The following is an 18,070-nucleotide window of genomic DNA, read 5'->3' as shown; positions in this document are numbered from 1 at the left end:
ATTTCAGCGGCGATATTGTTCTGGCTTGAGGCGGTAGAACGGATGCATAAGTTCCTGCGCGCCCCAAGGCTCCTCGTGGGAAAAGGTATAGCCGAGCCGCTCCAGGAGATCCTTTGAGTTTATGTTCCTGGGACCGTGGCCTGCGGTTAGCTCCAGGGCGCCCAGCGCTGTAAAGGCGTACTCAATGACAGCGCGTGCCGCCTCTTCTCCATAGCGTCCGCCCCAGAATTTTGGCGCGATGTGTACGCCCAATTCATAGACGTGGTGTTCGTCGTGAAATGGTCTCAGGCCAGCACACCCAGCGTGTTCTCCGCTGACGAGATGGAAGATGGGCCAGTAACTGATGCCGAGAGCAGTCTGCCTTGTGCGTTCCAGATCCAGTCGCGCGTTTGCCTGCTCGGCTGTCATGGGGCCGCCCATGTGAGTCATGACGCCAGGATTCATCCAAAGTGATTTGGCGATCGGCAAGTCAGCGGCGGTCCAATGGCGGAACCCGAGACGTGACGAGGAGAGGAAGTAATCCATGACGAAGGATATCAATCGTCGGAAGGCGGCCACGCGCGTAGTTTGCGCTCGCTGATGCGGCTTGTTGGGTGGTCAGGCTTTTTGTTTGGCGGCTTTGCGTGCGGCGACCCAGCCGGGTTTGTTGGTTTGGCGGCTGCGGCCTAACGCTAATGCGCCGTCGGGAACGTCTTCGGTGATGCTGCTGCCGGCGGCGATGTAGGAGCCGGCTCCGATGTTGATGGGGGCGACGAGGTTGGAGTCGGAGCCGATGAAGGCGCCGTCGCCGATAGTGGTGCGGTGCTTGTGGACGCCGTCGTAGTTGCAGGTGATGGTGCCGGCGCCGATGTTGACGCCGGCGCCGATGATGGCGTCGCCGAGATAGCTGAGGTGGCTGGCCTTCGAACCTTTGCCGATGGTGGTCTTCTTGGTTTCGACGAAGTTGCCGATGTGGGCTCCTTCGCCGATGTGGCTCTCAGGACGGAGGCGGGAGTAGGGGCCGAGGATGGCGTTGTCGGCGATGTCGGAGTCGTCGAAGACGCAGCCGTTGAGGACGGTGACGTTGTTGCCGATGGTGCAGTTTTGGATGACGGAGTAGGAGCGGATGCGGGAGTCGCTGCCGATTTGGGTGGCGCCGAGGAGTTGGACGTAAGGCTCGATAACGGTGTCGGGGCCGATGGTGACGGCGGAGTCGATGACACAGGTTTCGGGGCGGAAGATGGTGACGCCGCTGTCCATGAGGCGGCGTGCGGTGGCGAGGCGCATGGCGGCGTCGAGGTGCATCATCTCGGCGATGGTGTTGGCGCCGAGGACCTCGTCGACGCTGTGTGCTTTGACGGCGACGACGCGCTTGCCTTCGGCGACGAGCATGGCGGCGATATCGGTGAGGTAGAACTCGCCGTGTGCGTTATTAGTGTTGAGGGCGTCGAGTTTGCTGAAGAGGGCCTGGGTTTCGAAGCAGTAGATGCCGGAGTTGATCTCGGGTGCGCTGAGTTGGTCGGGGGTGAGGGATTTTTGTTCGACGATGGCGGTGACTTCGGGTTTTTTGGGGTTGGCGCGGAGGACGCGGCCGTAGCCGGTAGGGTCGGTGGGGACGGCGGTTAGGATGGTCATGGCGGCGCGCTCGCGGAGATGCGTGTCGCGGACGGTGGCGATGGTTTCGGGACGGATGAGGGGGACGTCGCCGGAGAGGACGAGGAGATGCTTGGGGAGGGGAGTACCGGAGCGCTCGAAGTCGGCCTTGAGCATCTGGATGGCGTGGCCGGTGCCGCGCTGCTCGGGCTGGAGGACGAACTGGACTCCGGTTGCGGCTACGGCGACTTTTACGCGTTCGGATTCGTGGCCGATGATGCAGTAGATGTGGTCGGGGGTGACTGCGGTTTCGGCGGCGGCGATGACGTAGAGGAGGAGGGCGCGGCCGCCGATCTCGTGAAGAACTTTGGGGTGCTTGCTTTTGAGGCGGGTGCCTTTTCCTGCGGCCATGATGGCGATGGCGAATTCGTTGGAGACCATAGAAGTCTATGGTCTCATAGCTTCTTGATGGAGGTGGTTCGTGGTGATGGAGTGGGTTTGGGTTCGTTTTTTTTGTTGATTTGCCTGGGCTGTATTCGTTTGGTGTAAGAGGAGCAACCGCAGATCCCTACGGGATGACAACAAAAGGACGGACAACAACAAAAGGACATAACAACAAAAGGACACAACAACAAAAGGACACAACAACAAAAGGACAGACAACAACAAAAGGACATAACAACGGAGCTGGGTCGTTGGATTATTTCGAGGTGGTGGATTTGGCGCGCCACTTTGTGGTGAGTTCTTTGTCGGAGAGGGCTTTGATGAAGACGCCGCCTACTACGCTACGGGCCTGGAAGCCTACTTGTTTACCGGTTTTGGTGTCGTACCAGTCGGTGAGGGGGACGCGGGTGGGGGTTTCGTTGGTCCAGCGATAGATGGGGTCGATGATGGCGTTGAACTGCGTGGGGTTCGAGGCTAGGGTTGCGGTCCAGATGGACCAGTCGAGCTTGGTGTAGTCGGCGCGGCTGTCGAGGGGGAGGCCGTAGAGGTTGAGCTTAGTGAGGTAGAAGGCTACTTCGCTGTCGCGGACGCTGTTGGGGAAGAGGTTGTAGTCGAGGATCTTGTCCCAGACGAGGTTGTACTTCTGGCTCCAGGTGTTGGGGCTGTTGAAGGCGATCTTGTAGTGGTCGCCTTCCTTCGCCATGGTGATCCACTTTGCGGCCATCTCTTTTGCGGTGGCTTGATATTGCTTTGCGACAGTCTCTTGTTTCAGGAGATGGGCGAGGTCGGCGTATGCGGCGAGGGCGTCGATGGCTTTGATGGAGAGGTTGGCGTTGTGGGCTACGTGTCCGGCGAAGTCGTCGGTGGTGAGCTGGGTTTCAGGATCGAGGCCGTGGATGTTGAGGTACTCGGCCCACTTGGTGAGTAGAGGCCAATAGCGCTGGGCTAGTTGTGGCGTGCCTTCGGCGCGGGCTACGGCGTCGACGAGGATGATCATGTTGCCGCTCTCTTCGACGGGCATCTGGTCTTCTTCGGTTTTTTCGCCGCCTCCGTAGACCTGTCCGTTGGCGAGTGGGTATTGGCCGAGGTCGTGGGGGGAGAAGGGGAACTTCCAGCGGGCTAGCGAGGAGTATTCGAGGACGGGGAGGAGCTGGGCTTCGAGGAGTTTTGGGTTGAAGAAGAGGAAGAACGGGGCTGAAGGGTAGAGGACGTCGACGGTGGCGATGCAGCCGTTGGAGAAGTTCTCTTTGGCGAAGAGCATAGGGTCGCCGTTGGCGTCGGCTACTAGCTTGTGCGCGGCGATGGCCTGACGGTAGGAGAGGGTCGCGATGTAGGCGTAGTGTTCGCCGCCGACTTTGATGAGGTCGGCGGTGAGTTCTTTGTCGAATGCATCGCCGCGTGCTTCGAGAGCGGAGTATTGCTGTTCGGCTTGATCGAGCATCTGGTCTACGGGCTGGTTGTTGCGCTGCCAGTAGGAGCGGAGGTTTCGCTGGAGGTACTGGATTGCGTAATTGTCGGTGTAGGAGACGAGGATGTGACGGGTGACGGGCTGTGCGGAGACGGAGCCGAAGTCGATGACGGTAGAGAGTGCGGAGGCGTCGCGGTCGGCGCGCTCGGGCATGTCCATTGTGTCGGTGGTTGAGAGCTGGCCGGTTGATGCGAAGGCTGTGGCTGCGTGGGGTGCCAGGTAGGTTATGTAGTGCGAATCTTTCGGTACGGCTAGATGGAAGTAGCCCCAGTCGATGCGCAGATCGTCGCCGGAGCGGTTGAGGATCTTTTGATCCTGCGAGCCGGTGGAGAGGACGTTGAGCGATGAGGTCTGGTTGCGGAAGGAGTTGATTTGCTGGCTGCGTTCGTTGACGGCGATGATGGGATCGACGTCGAGTAGGACTGAGACTTGATGGGGTGTTGCGTCGGTTGATTCGGCGGTCCACGTTAGGTAGGTGACGGGGCGGGAGAGGAGGTCGAGGTCGCTTAGGAGTGCCGGGGTGAAGAAGACGAAGCGGAGGTTGATGCCGCTCTGACGGAACTCGTAGGTGGTGTGGGTGGGTGTGATGGAGTGCGCTGTCTGCTGCATCGCGGGGATGTCGTCGGGATGGTGGCCCATGAAGCGGAAGGGCTTGCCATCGATGCGGACAATGCCGGTGATGGGTTGTGGGGCGCCGGTCCAGTGGGTGGTGTCGGAGTCGGTGAGGTTGTCGGTGGTGGACCAGACGCTGAAGTAGGGGTCGTGCGTGATGAGTGGCGTGGCGGGAGGACGCTGCTGGGCTGTGAGGGGGAGGACGTTGAGCAGGAGAGAGACGGCTAGCAGAGACGGGAGCGAGTTCTTTATGACGAACCTCCGGGGACGGTGACGCTATCCAAGGATAGCTCCATCGTTCCCCTTAGGTAAGAACTCTTTGAGAACTGCTGCTAGTGTCCTGCCGGACGGGCGCCCTGCGCGGGCCGCGGTCACTTCGTGACTTTTGATTGCTTCGCGGGGTTATTCGGCTGGCTTGCCGCCGGGTGGGGGTGGGATTGTGATGTCCAGATTTTTTACGGCGCCGAGGCCTAGGGTGGCTAGCGATGGCGTGATCTGAGATTCGTTACCTACGACTACGATTGCTAGTTTGTTGATGTCGATGTACTTGTTGGCTACGCGCGAGACGTCGGCTGCGGTGACCTTTTCGATGCCTGCTTTGTACTTCTCGAGAGTGTCGGCGGGATAGCCGTAGAAGGCGAGTGTGACTTGTTCGCCGAGAGTCTTGTCAGGCGAGTCGTAGTGGAAGATGAAGGAGTTGAGGACCTGGTCTTTGGCTTTGCTTAGCTCGGCGGGGGTGGGTGGTTCGGTTTTTAGGCGGTCGATTTCGGCGAGGAGCGCTTTGGTTGCGGCTACGGTGGTTGCGCTCTTTGTTGCGGCCTCGACGACAAAGATGCCTGGGTGATCGTAGGAGGCGCCGTAGTTTCCTTCGACGGTGTAGGCGAGGCCTAGTTTGGTGCGGACGTCTTGTACGACGCGTGAGCCGAAGCCGCCGGAGAAGACCTGATTCATGACGGAGAGGGCGTAGTAGTCGGGGTTGCTGCGCTCGGTGCCGAGGCCGACGATGAGGACGTTGGATTGGTTGACGTCATCTTTGGAGACGAAGTTGACGGAGGGTTTGGGGTCGATGAAGGTGGCTTTGACGGATTGGAAGCGGTCGCCGCGAGGGATTGGCGCGAAGGCTGCCCGGAGTTTGGCTTCCATGGCGGCGGAGTCGAAGTCGCCTGAGAGAGCGATGATGATGTTGCTGCCGACTACTGTTTTTTTGTGCCAGGCGCTGAGATCGTCGAGGGTGACGGCGCCGACGGTGGCGTATTCGAGCTCGCGGGCGTAGGGGTTGTGGGGGCCGTAGGCGATCTGGATGGCTTCGCGGTTGGCAATGCCGCCGGCGTCGTCGTTGCGGCGGGCGATGCCGGTCTCGAGTTGCTGTTTGGCAAGTTGGAGCTTGTCGGCTTTGAAGGTGGGATGAAGAAGGAGGTCGATGGTCTGGGCGAAGACGGTGTCGAAGTCGCCTTTGAGGCTGGACCAGCTCATGGAGGTGGAGGCGGTGCCGCCCGCGGTTTCGATGGAGGCGGCTTTATCTTCGAGGACGTCGTCGAGCTTGTCGCCGCTGATGGTGGCGGTGCCGCTGGTGCGCCAGGTTTCGCCGTAGAGAGAGGTGAGGCCTACCTTGGCGTTGGGTTCGTCGCGGCTGCCTCCGCGGATGAGGATGGTGCCGTTGATGAAGGGGAGTTCGTGGTCTTCCTGAAGGAAGAGGACTACGCCGTTTTCAAGCTCGACGCGGTGTGGCTGCGCGGGTTTGAAGGCTGGGAGTGGGGGGATGGGGATTTGTTTCCATGGCTGGGCTCGTGTGGTGGCTGGTGTTTGGGCGTAGGAGGGCGAGATGAGAAAGGCTGCGGCGGCTGTGGTCGCAAGGAGTTTTAGGATTGGCACTGATCTATGTGATTTCTTTTGCGCGGTGGGATCGGGAGCTGCGTGTGAGAGGGTTGGCGCAGGGACGAAGGCAACAGCAGGTTTCTCCACTTCGCTGCGCTTCGGTCGAAATGACGAAGAAAAGAGGGTTGGTGGAGGGACGAAGGCAACAGCGGGTTTCTCCACTTCGCTGCGCTTCGGTCGAAATGACAAAGAAAAAAAGAGAGAGGGCGATTGAGAGATGAGCGAGGATTCTTTTTGAGCGGTGGGATCGGGAGCTGCGTGTGAGAGGGTTGGTGCAGGGACGAAGGCAACAGCAGGTTTCTCCACTTCGCTGCGCTTCGGTCGAAATGACGAAGAAAAGAGGGTTGGTGGAGGGATGAAGGCAACAGCAGGTTTCTCCACTTCGCTTCGCTTCGGTCGAAATGACGAAGAAAAAAAGAGAGAGGGCGATTGAGAGATGCGCGAGGATTCTTTTTGAGCGATGGGATCGGGAGTTGCGTGTGGGAGGGTTGGTGGAGGGATGAAGGCAACAGCAGGTTTCTCCACTTCGCTGCGCTTCGGTCGAAATGACGAAGAAAAAAAGAGAGAGGGTGATTGAGAGATGCGCGAGGATACCTGAGAGAAGCTTAGATTTTGGTTCATTGTGCACCTCCGGCGGTTTGGGCGGTCGGCGCTGGGGGTGCGGTGAGCATGGCTGTTCCTGGAGTTCCTGTTCCTGCGCCTTCGGAGGCTTGCGGGGCTTTGCGTTGTGGTGGGACGAATTCGATTCGCGCGCTGGTTCGGTTGTTGTCGGTGAAGATTTTGTTGGCTACGCGACGGATGTCGGCTTTGCTGACGGCATCGATTTTTTGTAGCTGGTTGAAGAGTTCGCGCCAATCACCGAAGCGGGTTTGATATTCGGCGAGTTGGTGGGCGAGGCCTTCGTTGTCTGCGAGGCCGCGGAGGAGATCGGCGCGGGAGCGGGTTTTGAAGCGCTCGAGTTCGGCGTCGGTGACGTCTTCGTTTTTGAGGCGATCGAGTTCTTTGTGGATTGCGGCGCGCATCTCGTCGGGGGAGTGGCCGGGGAGAGGCACGGCGTAGACGGCGAAGAGGCCCGGGTACTTGTCGCCGGGGAAGCCGCTGAAACCCTGGGCTTCGGCAGCGATGGACTGGTCGCGAACGAGAGAGCGATAGAGGCGGGCGGTGCGGCCGTTGGAGAATATGTCGCTGATGGCGTCGTAGGCGGAGTCGTCGGGATCAAGGTAGTCGGGGCGGTGGTAGCCCTCGATGTAGAAGGGCTGAGTGGCCTCGCGAATGATGACGGATTTTTCGGCGACCTGCGGTGGCTCGACGGTGGTCATGGGTTCGGGGCGCGGGGCGGCGGGGATGGGAGCGAAGTAGCGCTCGAGGACAGGCATGGTCTCGGAGGCTTTGAGGTCGCCTACGACGGCGATGACGATGTTTGCGGGGACGTAGTATTTTTCGTGGAAGGTGGTGGCTTCGGTGGCGGAGACCTGGCTGATCTCGCTCTCCCAACCTACGCCGGGGCGGCGGTATGGATGGGCGACGTAGGCGGTGGCGAGGAACTGCTCGACCATGCGGCCTACGGGGGAGGAGTCAACGCGCATGCGGCGCTCTTCCTGAACGACGTTGCGCTCTTTGTAGAACTCGCGCTCGACGGGATGGGCGATGCGCTGGCTTTCGAGGTAGGCCCAGAGTTCGAGGCGATTGGAAGGCATGCTCCAAAAATATTGAGTGGAGTCTTCGGTGGTGTTGGCGTTGATGCCGACGGCTCCGTTCTCTTCGGCGATCTCGGAGAACTGGTTGGGGATGACGTATTTCTGCGCTTCGGCTTGCGCGTCCTGGAAGGCTTTGAGGAGTTGAGCCAACTTTTCGGGGCTTTGGCCGACGCGCTTGCGGTACTCGGCGTCGTAGGCTGCGTAGGCGGTTTCGACTTTTGCGAGGGCGATTTTTTCGGCGGCGTAGTCGGTGGTGCCGATCTCGGTGGTGCCTTTGAAGGCCATGTGCTCGAACATATGGGCGATGCCGCTGGCGCCGTCGGGATCGTCGGCGGAGCCTGCATCGACGAGGGTGTAGAAGCTGAAGACGGGGGCTTCGGGTCGCTCGCAGACGATGAGGGTGAGGCCGTTGGGAAGGACTTTTACGGTCGTGCGTTTTTCGAAGCTTGCGAGATCCTGCGCTCTGACGCTGCAGCTGAGCGCGATGGCACACGTGAAGATTGCGGCGATACTACGTTTTACCTTTACCAAAAGCCCTCCGCAGACTTTTTCAAGTCAAGAGTTCACTATATCGAAGCCCGAAGCCGGGCTCTATTGCCGGGGGCCGAATAAGGCGTTCCAGGTTTGACGTATGGCGAGCCAGATTCGCTTCAACAGAGTGTCGGCTTCGGCTTTGATGGTGGTGACGACGGCGGAGAGGAACTGCTCGCGAGTCCACGCGTTACGGGCGGGGCTGGGGCCTCGGCGCATGCAGTGGGCGGCGGCTTCGGCCCATGAGCCGGACTCGACGGCTGCGATGAGGCTGGGGAAGTCTTTGAAGAGGCCTGCGGGGCCGAGGTTGTAGGTCATGTCGAGGAGAGCGAGCTTTACGCCATCGGGGAAGGTGTCGTAGTGCGGGAGGTGGGTGCGGAGGGTGGCCTCGAAGCCTTGAAGGACAGCGGCTAGTTTGGCGTCGATGGTTTGCTGGGGGAGGATGAGGTGGGTGGTGGCGGATTTGTAGAAGGCGGAGGCTCGGCCCTGGGGGAGGGAGTCGACGCGGGCGTATTCGGCGGCTATCTCCTGCGGTGTGGCGGGGCGAGTGTCGAGGAGGAAGGGGAGGGATTCGGCGGCTTTCGCGTCGGGGAGCATGAGGCCCACGCCGACGGTGACTTTGCCGACCGTGTCGCGATACATCCAAGGGATGCAGCCCTCGAACTCTTTCAACTTGGTGAGCGATTGCTCTAGATAAGTCGCCACTGTGAAGTTAAGGCTAGCATGGCGATTTGACACACACCTCTTGAACGAACGACGACGAGATCGAGATGTGAGCAGCTTCGGTCGACGTGACTCAGTTCGCGTTGCAGAAATATAAGCTGTAGACAGTTGCGGTCGAGTTAGACGACGGTGCAGAACGTGAAGTTTCACTTGATGAGAGTGGTGGCTACTCTTATGTTCAAATCGGTGATTTTGCGCGTAGATTATCGTTTTTCGAGACAATAATTCAAAGTATCTACAAAATGCTGGACTCGCAGTGGTATAAAGACTCGTCGCCAAAGACGTCAAGCAAAAGGCGGCTCGAGTTTGGTTCGAACGATGGCCGGACGTGCGAGTTTGCTCAGTACACACGTTTGATATGGTTTGGCTCACTGATTTTATGGACACGAAAGCTAAGCGATGACCAACACCCGGTTCACTTTCACTCGCAGGCAGAGTGCGTCGAACAAAACTCCGCGTCAGATTAACCGGAACCTTGTATTCAATCTGGTGAGAACGCGTCAACCGCTTTCGCGCGCCGACCTTGCCCGCGTCTCCGGCCTGCAGCGGAGCACGGTCTCGTTGATCGTCGAAGATCTGATCAAGGATAAGTGGATTCTGGAGGGGTCGACGGGGAGGCCACCACGCGGACGTAGACCGACCTTTCTTGAACTGAATCATCAGCGGGCGGTGATTGCGCTGGATATTCATCCATCACAGACGACGGTCGCTGTGACCGACCTTGGCGGGAAGATTGTTGCGCAGAATGTGGTCGAGCTGCCGGAGGATCCGAAGAAGGCGATACAGCCGATTATTGCGGCGATTCGCAAGCTGATGGCTTCGCATAGCGATAAGTCGTTTGACGGGATCGGGATCAGTCTGCCGGGCCGCGCCGATCCGCTTCGTGACGAACCGATCTTCGCACCGAATCTGAAGTGGTCGATCTCGAGTATCAAGTCGCGCATTCAGAAGGCTACGGGGTTGCGGGTGGAGATGGACAACGTCGCGAATGCCTGCGCTTTGTCGGAGGTTTGGTTTGGCGATAGCGACGGGTTGCACGACCTCGTGGTGGTGAATGTTTCAGAGGGAATTGGAACGGGGATCTTTGCCAATGGACAACTGCTGCGCGGAGCGAACGGCATGGCGGGAGAGTTTGGCCATGTGCAGATGGAGATGAATGGACCGCGTTGCGGCTGCGGTGGGCGAGGGTGCTGGGAGACTGTGAGCTCGAATCGTGCGGGGTTGCGTTACTACGAGGAGATGAGTGGAGCGGCTGCTCCGCCGAGCTTTGCTGCGCTGGTGAAGATGGCTCAGTCTCATGACGCGAATGCGGTGAAGGCGCTTGAGAAGATGTCTTCTTTTCTTGGGCGGGGGCTGAGGATGGTTGCAAGTGCGCTGGCGCCGAGTGAGATCGTGGTGGTTGGGGACATCACGGCAGCGTGGTATTTGTTTGGGCCGATTGTTGAGGGAGAACTGAACCAAAACGCGCTTTCGAAGCCGCCCAGACTGCGGCCTGCTTTTGAAGGAAATACGGCGCGCTTGCGTAGCGCGGTGGCGCTGGTGATGAATGGGAGCCTGGTTTAAGGTCGATGATGGCGCTTTCCACGATGCGTCGGAATTGGGTTTTGCATCGGGCTTTGTCGGCAAACGGGCTCGCGAGTTTTTTTCTCGGGCTCGCGCTGGGTGCGGCGGCGGTGAGTTCCTCAGTAAGTGTGTTTGCGCAGTCCGCGGGGTTGAGGGTGGTTTCGGCGGAGGGCGATGCTGTTGGCGATGCTCCGGATAATCCCGGGCCGCTTGCGACTGAACTCTCGAGTGAGTTGAAGCCGAAGGCGATTGATGCAGCGATGAAGAAGGTTGCGGACTGGCAGGTGGCTTATGCGGAGACGCACTTCAATCAACAGTGGACATTTGCTGCACTCTATGACGGTTTGATCGCAGCGTCGAAGACTACAGGCGATGCGAAGTACCGCGATGCTGTGCAGCGGTTTGCGGTGCGATCGGACTGGATGCTGCTCGATGCGCGGTTTCCTCATGCGGATGACCAGGCTTTGGGGCAGGCGTATTTGGATCTTTACCGGGAAGATCCGAAGCCTGTGCGGATGGCGGATACGAAAGCGGTTATGGATCGGTTGATCGTGCGGGAGGATGATCCGAACAAGTTGTTGTGGTGGTGGTGCGATGCGTTGTTCATGTCGCCGCCGGTGTTGTTGCGGATGTATGCGATTACCAATGACCGGAAATACCTGGACTACATGGACCACGAATGGTGGCTTACTTCGGGGAGGCTATACAACCAGCAGGAACACCTTTATTTTCGCGACAGCCGCTACTTTCCGCAGAAACAGGCGAACGGTAAACCGATCTTCTGGTCGCGCGGCAATGGCTGGGTGATGGGTGCGCTGGTGAACGTGTTGCGGATAATGCCGTCGGATTATCCTTCGCGACCAAAGTATGTGGCGCAGTTTCGCGAGATGGCGGAGAAGGTCGCTGCGATTCAGAGTGCGGATGGATTGTGGCGGTCTGGGCTGCTCGATCCGGCAGTTTACGATCTGCCGGAGGTGTCGGGGTCGGCGTTTTTTACGTTTGCGATTGCTTATGGGATCAACGAGAAGATTCTTGATCGCAAGACGTATCTTCCTGTGGTGCAGAGGTCATGGAAGGGAATGCTGGGGCACGTCTATGCGGATGGTCGGCTGGGTTCGATTCAGCCGATCGATGGGCAGCCGGGTAAGTTCAAACCTTCGGCGAGCTACGTGTATGGTGTGGGCGGCTTCCTGATGGCGGGGTCGGAGATGCATCGGTTGGCTGCTTCGAAGCATTAGCGATTCAGATCGAGCCTGCCGGGTAGTCTTTTAGAATGAGCGTTTTGAAAAATGAATGGTTATTCACTTGACGGACTGAATGGTCATTCAGTATGCTTCGCATCGTTCGGGTCATACTGCCCGCCGGAGCTTTTGACATGTCTTCCAGCACTCTCGAAGTTGCCACGCCGCAGAGTTCGGCAAAGCCCAGCCAGATCAAGGATCACAGGCAGATCAGCAAGGTAGCGGTTCTTGGGGCCGGAACGATGGGGTCGCGCATTGCGGCTCATATTGCTAATGCCGGGTTGCCGGTGGTTCTGCTGGATATTGTTCCGCCGGGGACCGATGCGAGCGCGCCGAAGCAGGAGCGGAACAAGTTTGTTCTGGCGGCGATGGATGGATTGAAGAAGTCGAAGCCTGCGGCGTTCTATGCGGTGGAGAACGCGCGGCTGATTACGATTGGCAACTTCGATGACGATCTCGCTTTGATTGCGGACTGCGACTGGATTATTGAGGTGGTTGCGGAGAATCTTGAGATCAAGCGGGCGTTGCTCGAGAAGGTTCAGAAGCATCGGCGCAAGGACGCGATCATTACGAGCAATACCAGCGGTCTTCCGATCCATAAGATTGTCGAAGGCATGCCGATGGAGTTGCGGAGACACTGGTTCGGCACGCACTTCTTTAATCCACCACGGTACATGCGGCTGCTCGAGGTGATTCGGACACCGGACACGGACCCGGCGGATATCGCGGCGGTGGAGCACTTCTGCGATCTGCGGTTGGGGAAGGCGATTGTTCATTCGCACGATACTCCGAACTTTATTGCGAATCGCATTGGCACGTTTTCGATGGGAAATGCGATTCGTCTGATGCAGGAGCAGGGGCTGTCGATTGAAGAGGTCGATACGTTGACGGGTTCTGCGCTGGGCTGGCCGAAGACGGGGACGTTTCGACTGGGCGACATGGTCGGTGTGGATGTGCTGGCGCATGTGGCTACGAACTTTTCCGCGCAGGCCGAAAAGATTGGGGATGAGCGTGCCGAGGTGAAGCTGGCGCCTTTCATTGGCACGATGCTTGAGAGGAAGTGGCTCGGCGATAAGACGAAGCAGGGGTTCTATAAGAAGGAAGGCAAGGATGCGGAGGGGCGCGACCTGCGGCATGTTCTGGATTGGCAGACGCTGGACTATAAGCCGAGCATGCGGCCGAAGTTTCCGGCGATCGAGATGGCGAAGAATGTGGAGTCGACCCATGCTCGCATTGCGCAACTGCTGCATGCAGACGTGACAAAGGATAAGGCGGCTGCGTTTTACTGGCCGCTGCTGACGGAGCTGTTTACTTACAGCGCGAATCGTGTGCCGGAGATTGCGGACAATATCGTAGAGATCGATCAGGCGATGAAGACGGGCTTCAATTGGGAGCTTGGTCCGTTTGAGATGTTCGACGCTGCGGGTGTGAAGGCTACCACGGAGAAGATGCGGGCTGCTGGTGTGCCGATCTCTGCGAATGTAGAGAAACTGCTGGCCTATGCGGAAAAGCATGGAGAGGCGAACCCGAGTTGGTATAAGGATGATGCTTCGGTGCCCTCGGGGCGGCTATTCTTTGATCCGGTGAGCAGTGGGTATGAGCCTGTGGTGACCGCAGAGGGCGTGACTTCGCTAGGGGTGATCAAGAAGGCGAATGGAGTTGTGAAGAAGAATCCCGGCGCGTCGGTAATCGATTTGGGGGATGGCGTTGCCGGGATTGAGTTGCATTCGAAGATGAATGCGCTGGGCGATGACATCGTTAATTTGATTACGCAGACGTTGAAGCCAACGAGTGAGATCGTGGGTAACTTTGAGGCGTTTGTCATTACGGGGGATTCGACGAACTTTTCGGTTGGCGCGAATCTGATGCAGCTGCTGCTCGGGGTGCAGGAGGAGGAGTGGGACGAGGTCGAGATGGCGGTGCGTGCATTCCAGAACATGACGCAGGCGATCAAGTTCTGTCCGCGTCCGGTAGTGGTTGCGCCGTATGGGATGTGTTTGGGCGGCGGCGTTGAGATTGCGTTGCATGCGGCGGCGCGGCAGCCTCACTCGGAGCTCTATATGGGTCTGGTAGAGGCTGGGGTTGGGTTGATTCCGGGTGGCGGTGGTTGCAAGGAGATGACGATTCGGTCGGTGGAGGCAGGGTCTAGCATTCGGCCGGATGCTCGTGGCGAGGGTGTGGAGATCTTTGAAGCGCTGAAGAAGAACTTTGAGACGATTGCGATGGCGAAGGTTTCGACCAGTGCGGCGGAGGCTCGGTCGATGGGGTTCTTCAAGGCTTCCGACGGGCTCACGATGAATCGTGAACGGTTGCTGACGGATGCGAAGACGAAGGCTCGCGCGATTGCCGATGCTGGGTATAGTGCGCCTATTGTGCGCACCGATATTCCCGCGCCGGGGGAGAGTGTGCTGGCTACGTTGAAGCTGGCGGTGTGGACGATGCGGGAGGGGCAGTACATCTCCGATCATGACGCGAAGATTGCGAACTGGGTGGCATACGCTTTGTGCGGAGGGAAGGTTACGCCCGGTACTCCGGTGACGGAGCAGTATCTGCTTGATTTGGAGCGTGAGGCTTTCCTTTCGTTGTGCGGGGAGAAGAAGACACAGGAACGGATTGCGTTTACGTTGAAGACGGGGAAACCGCTTAGGAACTAGAGAGTTATTTGCTCGCGAATTTGCGCGAGTAGAGATAGGGTTCATTCACAGCCCTCTGGAAAGCATCTTGAGGGCAGAAGTCAGGAGTTAGTGGGTTATGAAAGAAGTGATCATTGCATCCGCTGTTCGTACTGCTGTTGGCAAGGCACCTCGGGGCACGCTACGTACGACTCGGCCGGATGATCTGGCTGCCTTTGCGATTAGCGGTGCGCTCGAGCGTATTCCTCAACTCGACAAGTCGGAGATAGAGGATGTGATTCTGGGCTGCGCTATGCCGGAGGCGGAGCAGGGAATGAACGTGGCGCGCGTTGCGAGCTTCCGTGCTGGTTTGCCGATTACGGCTGCGGGAATGACGATCAACCGGTACTGCGCGTCGGGGCTGCAGTCGATTGCGCTGGCGGCGGATCGGATTCGTGGCGGGTCTGCGGACTGCATTGTGGCCGGCGGTACGGAGAGCATGTCGTTTGTTCCGTTTGGCGGGAACAAGATCTCGGTGAATCCGTGGCTGGTGGAGAACTATCCGGGGTCTTATATGTCGATGGGGCTGACTGCGGAGCGGGTTGCGAATCACTACGGGATCAGTCGTGAGCAGATGGATCAGTTTTCGTATGAGAGCCACCAGAAGGCGCTGGCCGCGATTGCCGACGGGAAATTCGAAGACGAGATTGTCCCGATCACGGTTACAAGTACTGTACCGAATGGAAAGAAGGCGAAGACGACGGAGGCAACTTTCAAACAAGATGAGGGGCCTCGCGCGGATACTTCTCTTGATGCGCTGGCGAAGCTGAAGCCGGTGTTTCATGCGAAAGGGACGGTGACGGCGGGGAACTCAAGCCAGACATCCGATGGAGCGGCGGCGGCGGTTGTTATGTCGGCGGAGCGTGCGGCTCAGTTAGGGATCAAGCCGATGGGTAAGTTTATTGCGTTCGCTTATGCTGGCTGCGACCCGGAGGAGATGGGGATTGGGCCGATTCATGCCATCCCGAAGGTTTTGAAGATGGCTGGGTTATCGCTTGAAGATATTGATCTGTTTGAGTTGAACGAGGCCTTTGCGGCGCAGTCGCTTGCCGTGTTGAAGGTGCTGGGGATTGATGGCGCGAAGGTGAATGTCAATGGCGGTGCGATTGCGCTGGGACATCCGTTGGGGTGCACTGGAGCTAAGTTGACGGCGACGCTTTTGCGCGAGATGCCACGTCGTAAGGCGAAGTATGGGGTTGTGACGATGTGTGTTGGTGGTGGAATGGGCGCTGCGGGGATCTATGAGGCTATGAATTAGAGAATGCGTCCATACTCCAAGTCGGATCGAAGAGCCTGGAACAGGTTGCGTCCAGCGGGCCGGAGCGACTGGCGTCAGATTCGAGTGGTGATTGGGTGTGTCGCGGTGGTTGCGGTTGTGATTGGGTTCACATTTTTTATCAAACACCTGCATCGAGAGGAAATCAAACAGAACTGGAAGTGTGCGACGGCGACTATTGAAGACGTTCAGCCGAAGATGATTCAGTTCCTGAACAACGCGAAAGGCGGCGGAGTTGCGCTCTATGAGGTTTCGATCCTTACAAAGTACGTCTCCGATGGGGTAGCGCACGAGAGATGGATCACGGTGGAACAACCGCCGGTAACGCTGGCCGAAGCTCAGCTGGAGACGTTTCGCTGGAAGGGCCAGCAGTGTGTTGTTCGATGGAACTCTCTTGAGCCGGGCGAGATGATCGCTGAAGTGAGTTAGGTTTGCATTTTTGAAAGTTCAGAATTCGTAGAAGGAGTAACACCATGGCCACGATGACACCACCTGCCCCGACTACTGCTACCCGCATTGCAGGTGGCAGCTTCCTGATCAGCGATCCGACACCTGCTGACTGTTTTTTTCCGGAAGACTTCACCGACGAGCATAAACAGATCGCGGAGACTACGGCGAACTTCGCCGTCAACGAGATTATGCCGGCATCGGATTCGATTGAGGCGAAGGATTTCTCGGTGACGAAGCGGCTGCTGAAGGAGGCTGCGGAGCTGGGGCTTACGGCAATCGATATTCCAGAAGACTACGGTGGGCTGGAGATGGACAAGGCCACCTCGGCGATTGTTGCGGAGAATATCTCGAAGCAGGCGAGTTTTTCGGTCGCGTTTTCGGCGCATACGGGCATTGGCACGCTGCCGCTGGTCTGGTATGGGAATGCGGAGCAGAAGAAGAAGTATCTGCCGAAGATTGCATCGGGCGAGATCGTGTCGGCGTATGCGCTGTCGGAGTCGACGAGCGGCTCGGATGCGGTGAATGCGAAGACGAAGGCGGTGCTGTCAGCGGATGGAAAGACGTATACGTTGAACGGCGAGAAGATGTGGATCTCGAATGCTGGTTTTGCGGATCTGTTTACCGTGTTTGCGAAGTGTGCGATTCCGGATGGTCCGGATGCAGGGAAGGAGAAGCTGACGGCGTTTTTGATTGAGCGCGGGACGCCTGGTTTCACGCAAGGCAAGGAGGAGCACAAGCTCGGGATTCGGGGCAGCTCGACCTGCCCACTGATTTTGACGGACTGTGTGATCCCGGCAGGGAATCTGCTGGGCGAGGTGGGCAAGGGGCATCATATTGCGTTCAATATTCTGAATGTGGGGCGGTACAAGCTGGGCAATGCTGCGATTGGCGGCGCTCGGATGGCGTTGAATAATGGGATTCGATATGCGATCGATCGTAAGGCGTTCGGGAAGTCGATCTCCGAGTTTGGGTTGATTCAAGAGAAGATTGCAAACTGCGCTGCAGGGATTTTTGTGGGAGGTGCGGTGTGCTATCGCACGGTGGGGCTGATTGATAAGGCTCTGGCCGGCGTAGACAAGAACGACACGAAGGAGATTCAGAAGCGGATTGAGGATTATGCGGTCGAGTGCTCGATTGTGAAGGTGTGGGCGAGCGAGATGCTGGATATGGTGGTGGATGAGACGCTGCAGATCTTCGCCGGTTACGGTTATGTCGAAGAGTTTCCGGCAGAGCGTGCTTACCGCGATGCGCGAATCAATCGGATCTTCGAGGGGACGAATGAGATCAATCGGCTTATTATTACTGGCTGGTTGATGAAGTCGGCGATGAGCGGAAAGCTGGCGCTGATGCCGGCGATCAAGAAGTTGATGGACGAGGTGATGTCGGGGCCTGGCGAGAAGGTGGAACGAGAAGGCCCGCTGGCTGACGAACGCAATCTGCTGGCGAATGCGAAGAAGCTGACGCTGTTTGTTGCCGGTGCTGCGACGCAGAAGTACATGACGCAGATCGCAGATGAGCAGGAGGTGATGGGGGCTATCTCGGATATGATCATCGAGGTCTTCGCGATGGAGAGTGCGATTCTGCGAGCGGAGAAGATTGCGGCGGGGCAGTCCGGGGAGGCGACGGATGTCTATGTTGCAATGGCGCGGATCTATGCAGATAAGGCCATGTCTGTGATTGAGCTGGCGGCGCGGAAGGTCATTGCGGCGGTGGCGGAGGGAGATATGCTGCGGACGCAGCTTACGATTCTTCGGAGGCTTTCGAAACACGATTCGGCGGACACGATCAAGCTTCGTCGGCAGGTGGCTCAGTATGTTCTGAAGGCTGGGAAGTACAGCATTTAGGCGTCGATTGATTCGAGGATCAGGGCCAGTCGGGGAATTTCCCGGCTGGCCTTTTTGCGTCTGCGGTCGAGAACGATCGTCGTAGGGGAAGGCAACCGGTGG

Annotated in this window: 12 protein-coding genes; 6 read left to right on the top strand and 6 right to left on the bottom strand. The window is 58.2% G+C overall.

Going from position 1 to position 18,070, the window contains the following annotated elements; translation table 11 throughout:
* Nucleotides 1–3 precede the first annotated feature (3 nt).
* The 6 genes from RBB76_RS01790 to RBB76_RS01765 form a co-directional block, all read right to left on the bottom strand.
* A complete protein-coding gene (locus RBB76_RS01790; RefSeq protein WP_429634527.1) occupies nucleotides 4–525 on the bottom strand; it encodes a GNAT family N-acetyltransferase in 522 nt (173 codons plus the stop codon).
* Nucleotides 526–597: 72 nt separating this feature from the next.
* On the bottom strand, nucleotides 598–2,013 hold the full coding sequence (glmU, locus tag RBB76_RS01785) for a bifunctional UDP-N-acetylglucosamine diphosphorylase/glucosamine-1-phosphate N-acetyltransferase GlmU (RefSeq protein WP_429634528.1): 1,416 nt from the start codon (nucleotides 2,011–2,013) through the stop codon (nucleotides 598–600).
* 259 nt (nucleotides 2,014–2,272) lie between these two features.
* Entirely contained in the window at nucleotides 2,273–4,327 is a 2,055-nt protein-coding gene (locus RBB76_RS01780; RefSeq protein WP_429634592.1) for a glutaminase domain-containing protein, read from the bottom strand.
* 171 nt (nucleotides 4,328–4,498) lie between these two features.
* Nucleotides 4,499–6,592 (bottom strand): insulinase family protein, encoded by a 2,094-nt coding sequence (locus tag RBB76_RS01775; RefSeq protein WP_429634529.1) that lies wholly within the window; start codon nucleotides 6,590–6,592, stop codon nucleotides 4,499–4,501.
* Nucleotides 6,589–8,199, bottom strand: a complete 1,611-nt coding sequence (locus RBB76_RS01770) for a M16 family metallopeptidase (RefSeq protein ID WP_429634530.1) — start codon at nucleotides 8,197–8,199, stop codon at nucleotides 6,589–6,591. Before RBB76_RS01770 ends, RBB76_RS01775 begins: the two co-directional genes overlap by 4 nt.
* A 60-nt stretch (nucleotides 8,200–8,259) precedes the next feature.
* Complete coding sequence (locus RBB76_RS01765) at nucleotides 8,260–8,937, bottom strand: hypothetical protein (RefSeq protein ID WP_429634531.1); 678 nt, start codon at nucleotides 8,935–8,937, stop codon at nucleotides 8,260–8,262.
* 384 nt (nucleotides 8,938–9,321) lie between these two features.
* Here RBB76_RS01765 and RBB76_RS01760 point away from each other — a divergent pair, with 384 nt between their 5' ends.
* The 6 genes from RBB76_RS01760 (at nucleotide 9,322) to RBB76_RS01735 (ending at nucleotide 17,968) form a co-directional block, all read left to right on the top strand.
* The gene (locus RBB76_RS01760) at nucleotides 9,322–10,485 is read left to right on the top strand and encodes an ROK family transcriptional regulator (protein WP_429634532.1); all 1,164 of its coding nucleotides are present in this window, start codon (nucleotides 9,322–9,324) and stop codon (nucleotides 10,483–10,485) included.
* Nucleotides 10,486–10,490: 5 nt separating this feature from the next.
* A complete protein-coding gene (locus tag RBB76_RS01755) occupies nucleotides 10,491–11,723 on the top strand; it encodes a glycoside hydrolase family 88/105 protein (protein ID WP_429634533.1) in 1,233 nt (410 codons plus the stop codon).
* 137 nt (nucleotides 11,724–11,860) lie between these two features.
* Nucleotides 11,861–14,380 carry a 3-hydroxyacyl-CoA dehydrogenase NAD-binding domain-containing protein gene (locus RBB76_RS01750; protein WP_429634534.1) on the top strand — a complete coding sequence of 840 codons (2,520 nt, stop codon included), beginning with the start codon at nucleotides 11,861–11,863 and terminating at the stop codon, nucleotides 14,378–14,380.
* Nucleotides 14,381–14,477: 97 nt separating this feature from the next.
* Nucleotides 14,478–15,656 carry an acetyl-CoA C-acyltransferase gene (locus tag RBB76_RS01745; RefSeq protein ID WP_429634535.1) on the top strand — a complete coding sequence of 393 codons (1,179 nt, stop codon included), beginning with the start codon at nucleotides 14,478–14,480 and terminating at the stop codon, nucleotides 15,654–15,656.
* 45 nt (nucleotides 15,657–15,701) lie between these two features.
* Nucleotides 15,702–16,103, top strand: coding sequence for a hypothetical protein (locus tag RBB76_RS01740; protein ID WP_429634536.1), 402 nt, complete (start codon nucleotides 15,702–15,704; stop codon nucleotides 16,101–16,103).
* A 44-nt stretch (nucleotides 16,104–16,147) separates the two neighbouring features.
* Nucleotides 16,148–17,968: an acyl-CoA dehydrogenase family protein gene (locus RBB76_RS01735; protein WP_429634537.1), complete on the top strand. Its 1,821-nt coding sequence runs from the start codon at nucleotides 16,148–16,150 to the stop codon at nucleotides 17,966–17,968.
* Nucleotides 17,969–18,070: the final 102 nt, after the last annotated feature.

Origin of the sequence: Tunturiibacter psychrotolerans (genome assembly GCF_051013365.1) — a bacterium.
Taxonomy (GTDB): Bacteria; Acidobacteriota; Terriglobia; order Terriglobales; family Acidobacteriaceae; genus Edaphobacter; species Edaphobacter psychrotolerans_A.
This window is presented reverse-complemented; position numbering and strand designations above follow the sequence as displayed.

What these genes read in the sequence shown, in the direction of transcription:
- RBB76_RS01790 (WP_429634527.1), bottom strand. Translation starts at nt 525, where the DNA reads ATGGATTACTTCCTCTCCTCGTCACGTCTCGGGTTCCGCCATTGGACC.
- glmU (WP_429634528.1), bottom strand. Translation starts at nt 2,013, where the DNA reads ATGGTCTCCAACGAATTCGCCATCGCCATCATGGCCGCAGGAAAAGGC.
- RBB76_RS01775 (WP_429634529.1), bottom strand. Translation starts at nt 6,592, where the DNA reads ATGAACCAAAATCTAAGCTTCTCTCAGGTATCCTCGCGCATCTCTCAA.
- RBB76_RS01760 (WP_429634532.1), top strand. Translation starts at nt 9,322, where the DNA reads ATGACCAACACCCGGTTCACTTTCACTCGCAGGCAGAGTGCGTCGAAC.
- RBB76_RS01755 (WP_429634533.1), top strand. Translation starts at nt 10,491, where the DNA reads ATGATGGCGCTTTCCACGATGCGTCGGAATTGGGTTTTGCATCGGGCT.
- RBB76_RS01750 (WP_429634534.1), top strand. Translation starts at nt 11,861, where the DNA reads ATGTCTTCCAGCACTCTCGAAGTTGCCACGCCGCAGAGTTCGGCAAAG.
- RBB76_RS01745 (WP_429634535.1), top strand. Translation starts at nt 14,478, where the DNA reads ATGAAAGAAGTGATCATTGCATCCGCTGTTCGTACTGCTGTTGGCAAG.
- RBB76_RS01735 (WP_429634537.1), top strand. Translation starts at nt 16,148, where the DNA reads ATGGCCACGATGACACCACCTGCCCCGACTACTGCTACCCGCATTGCA.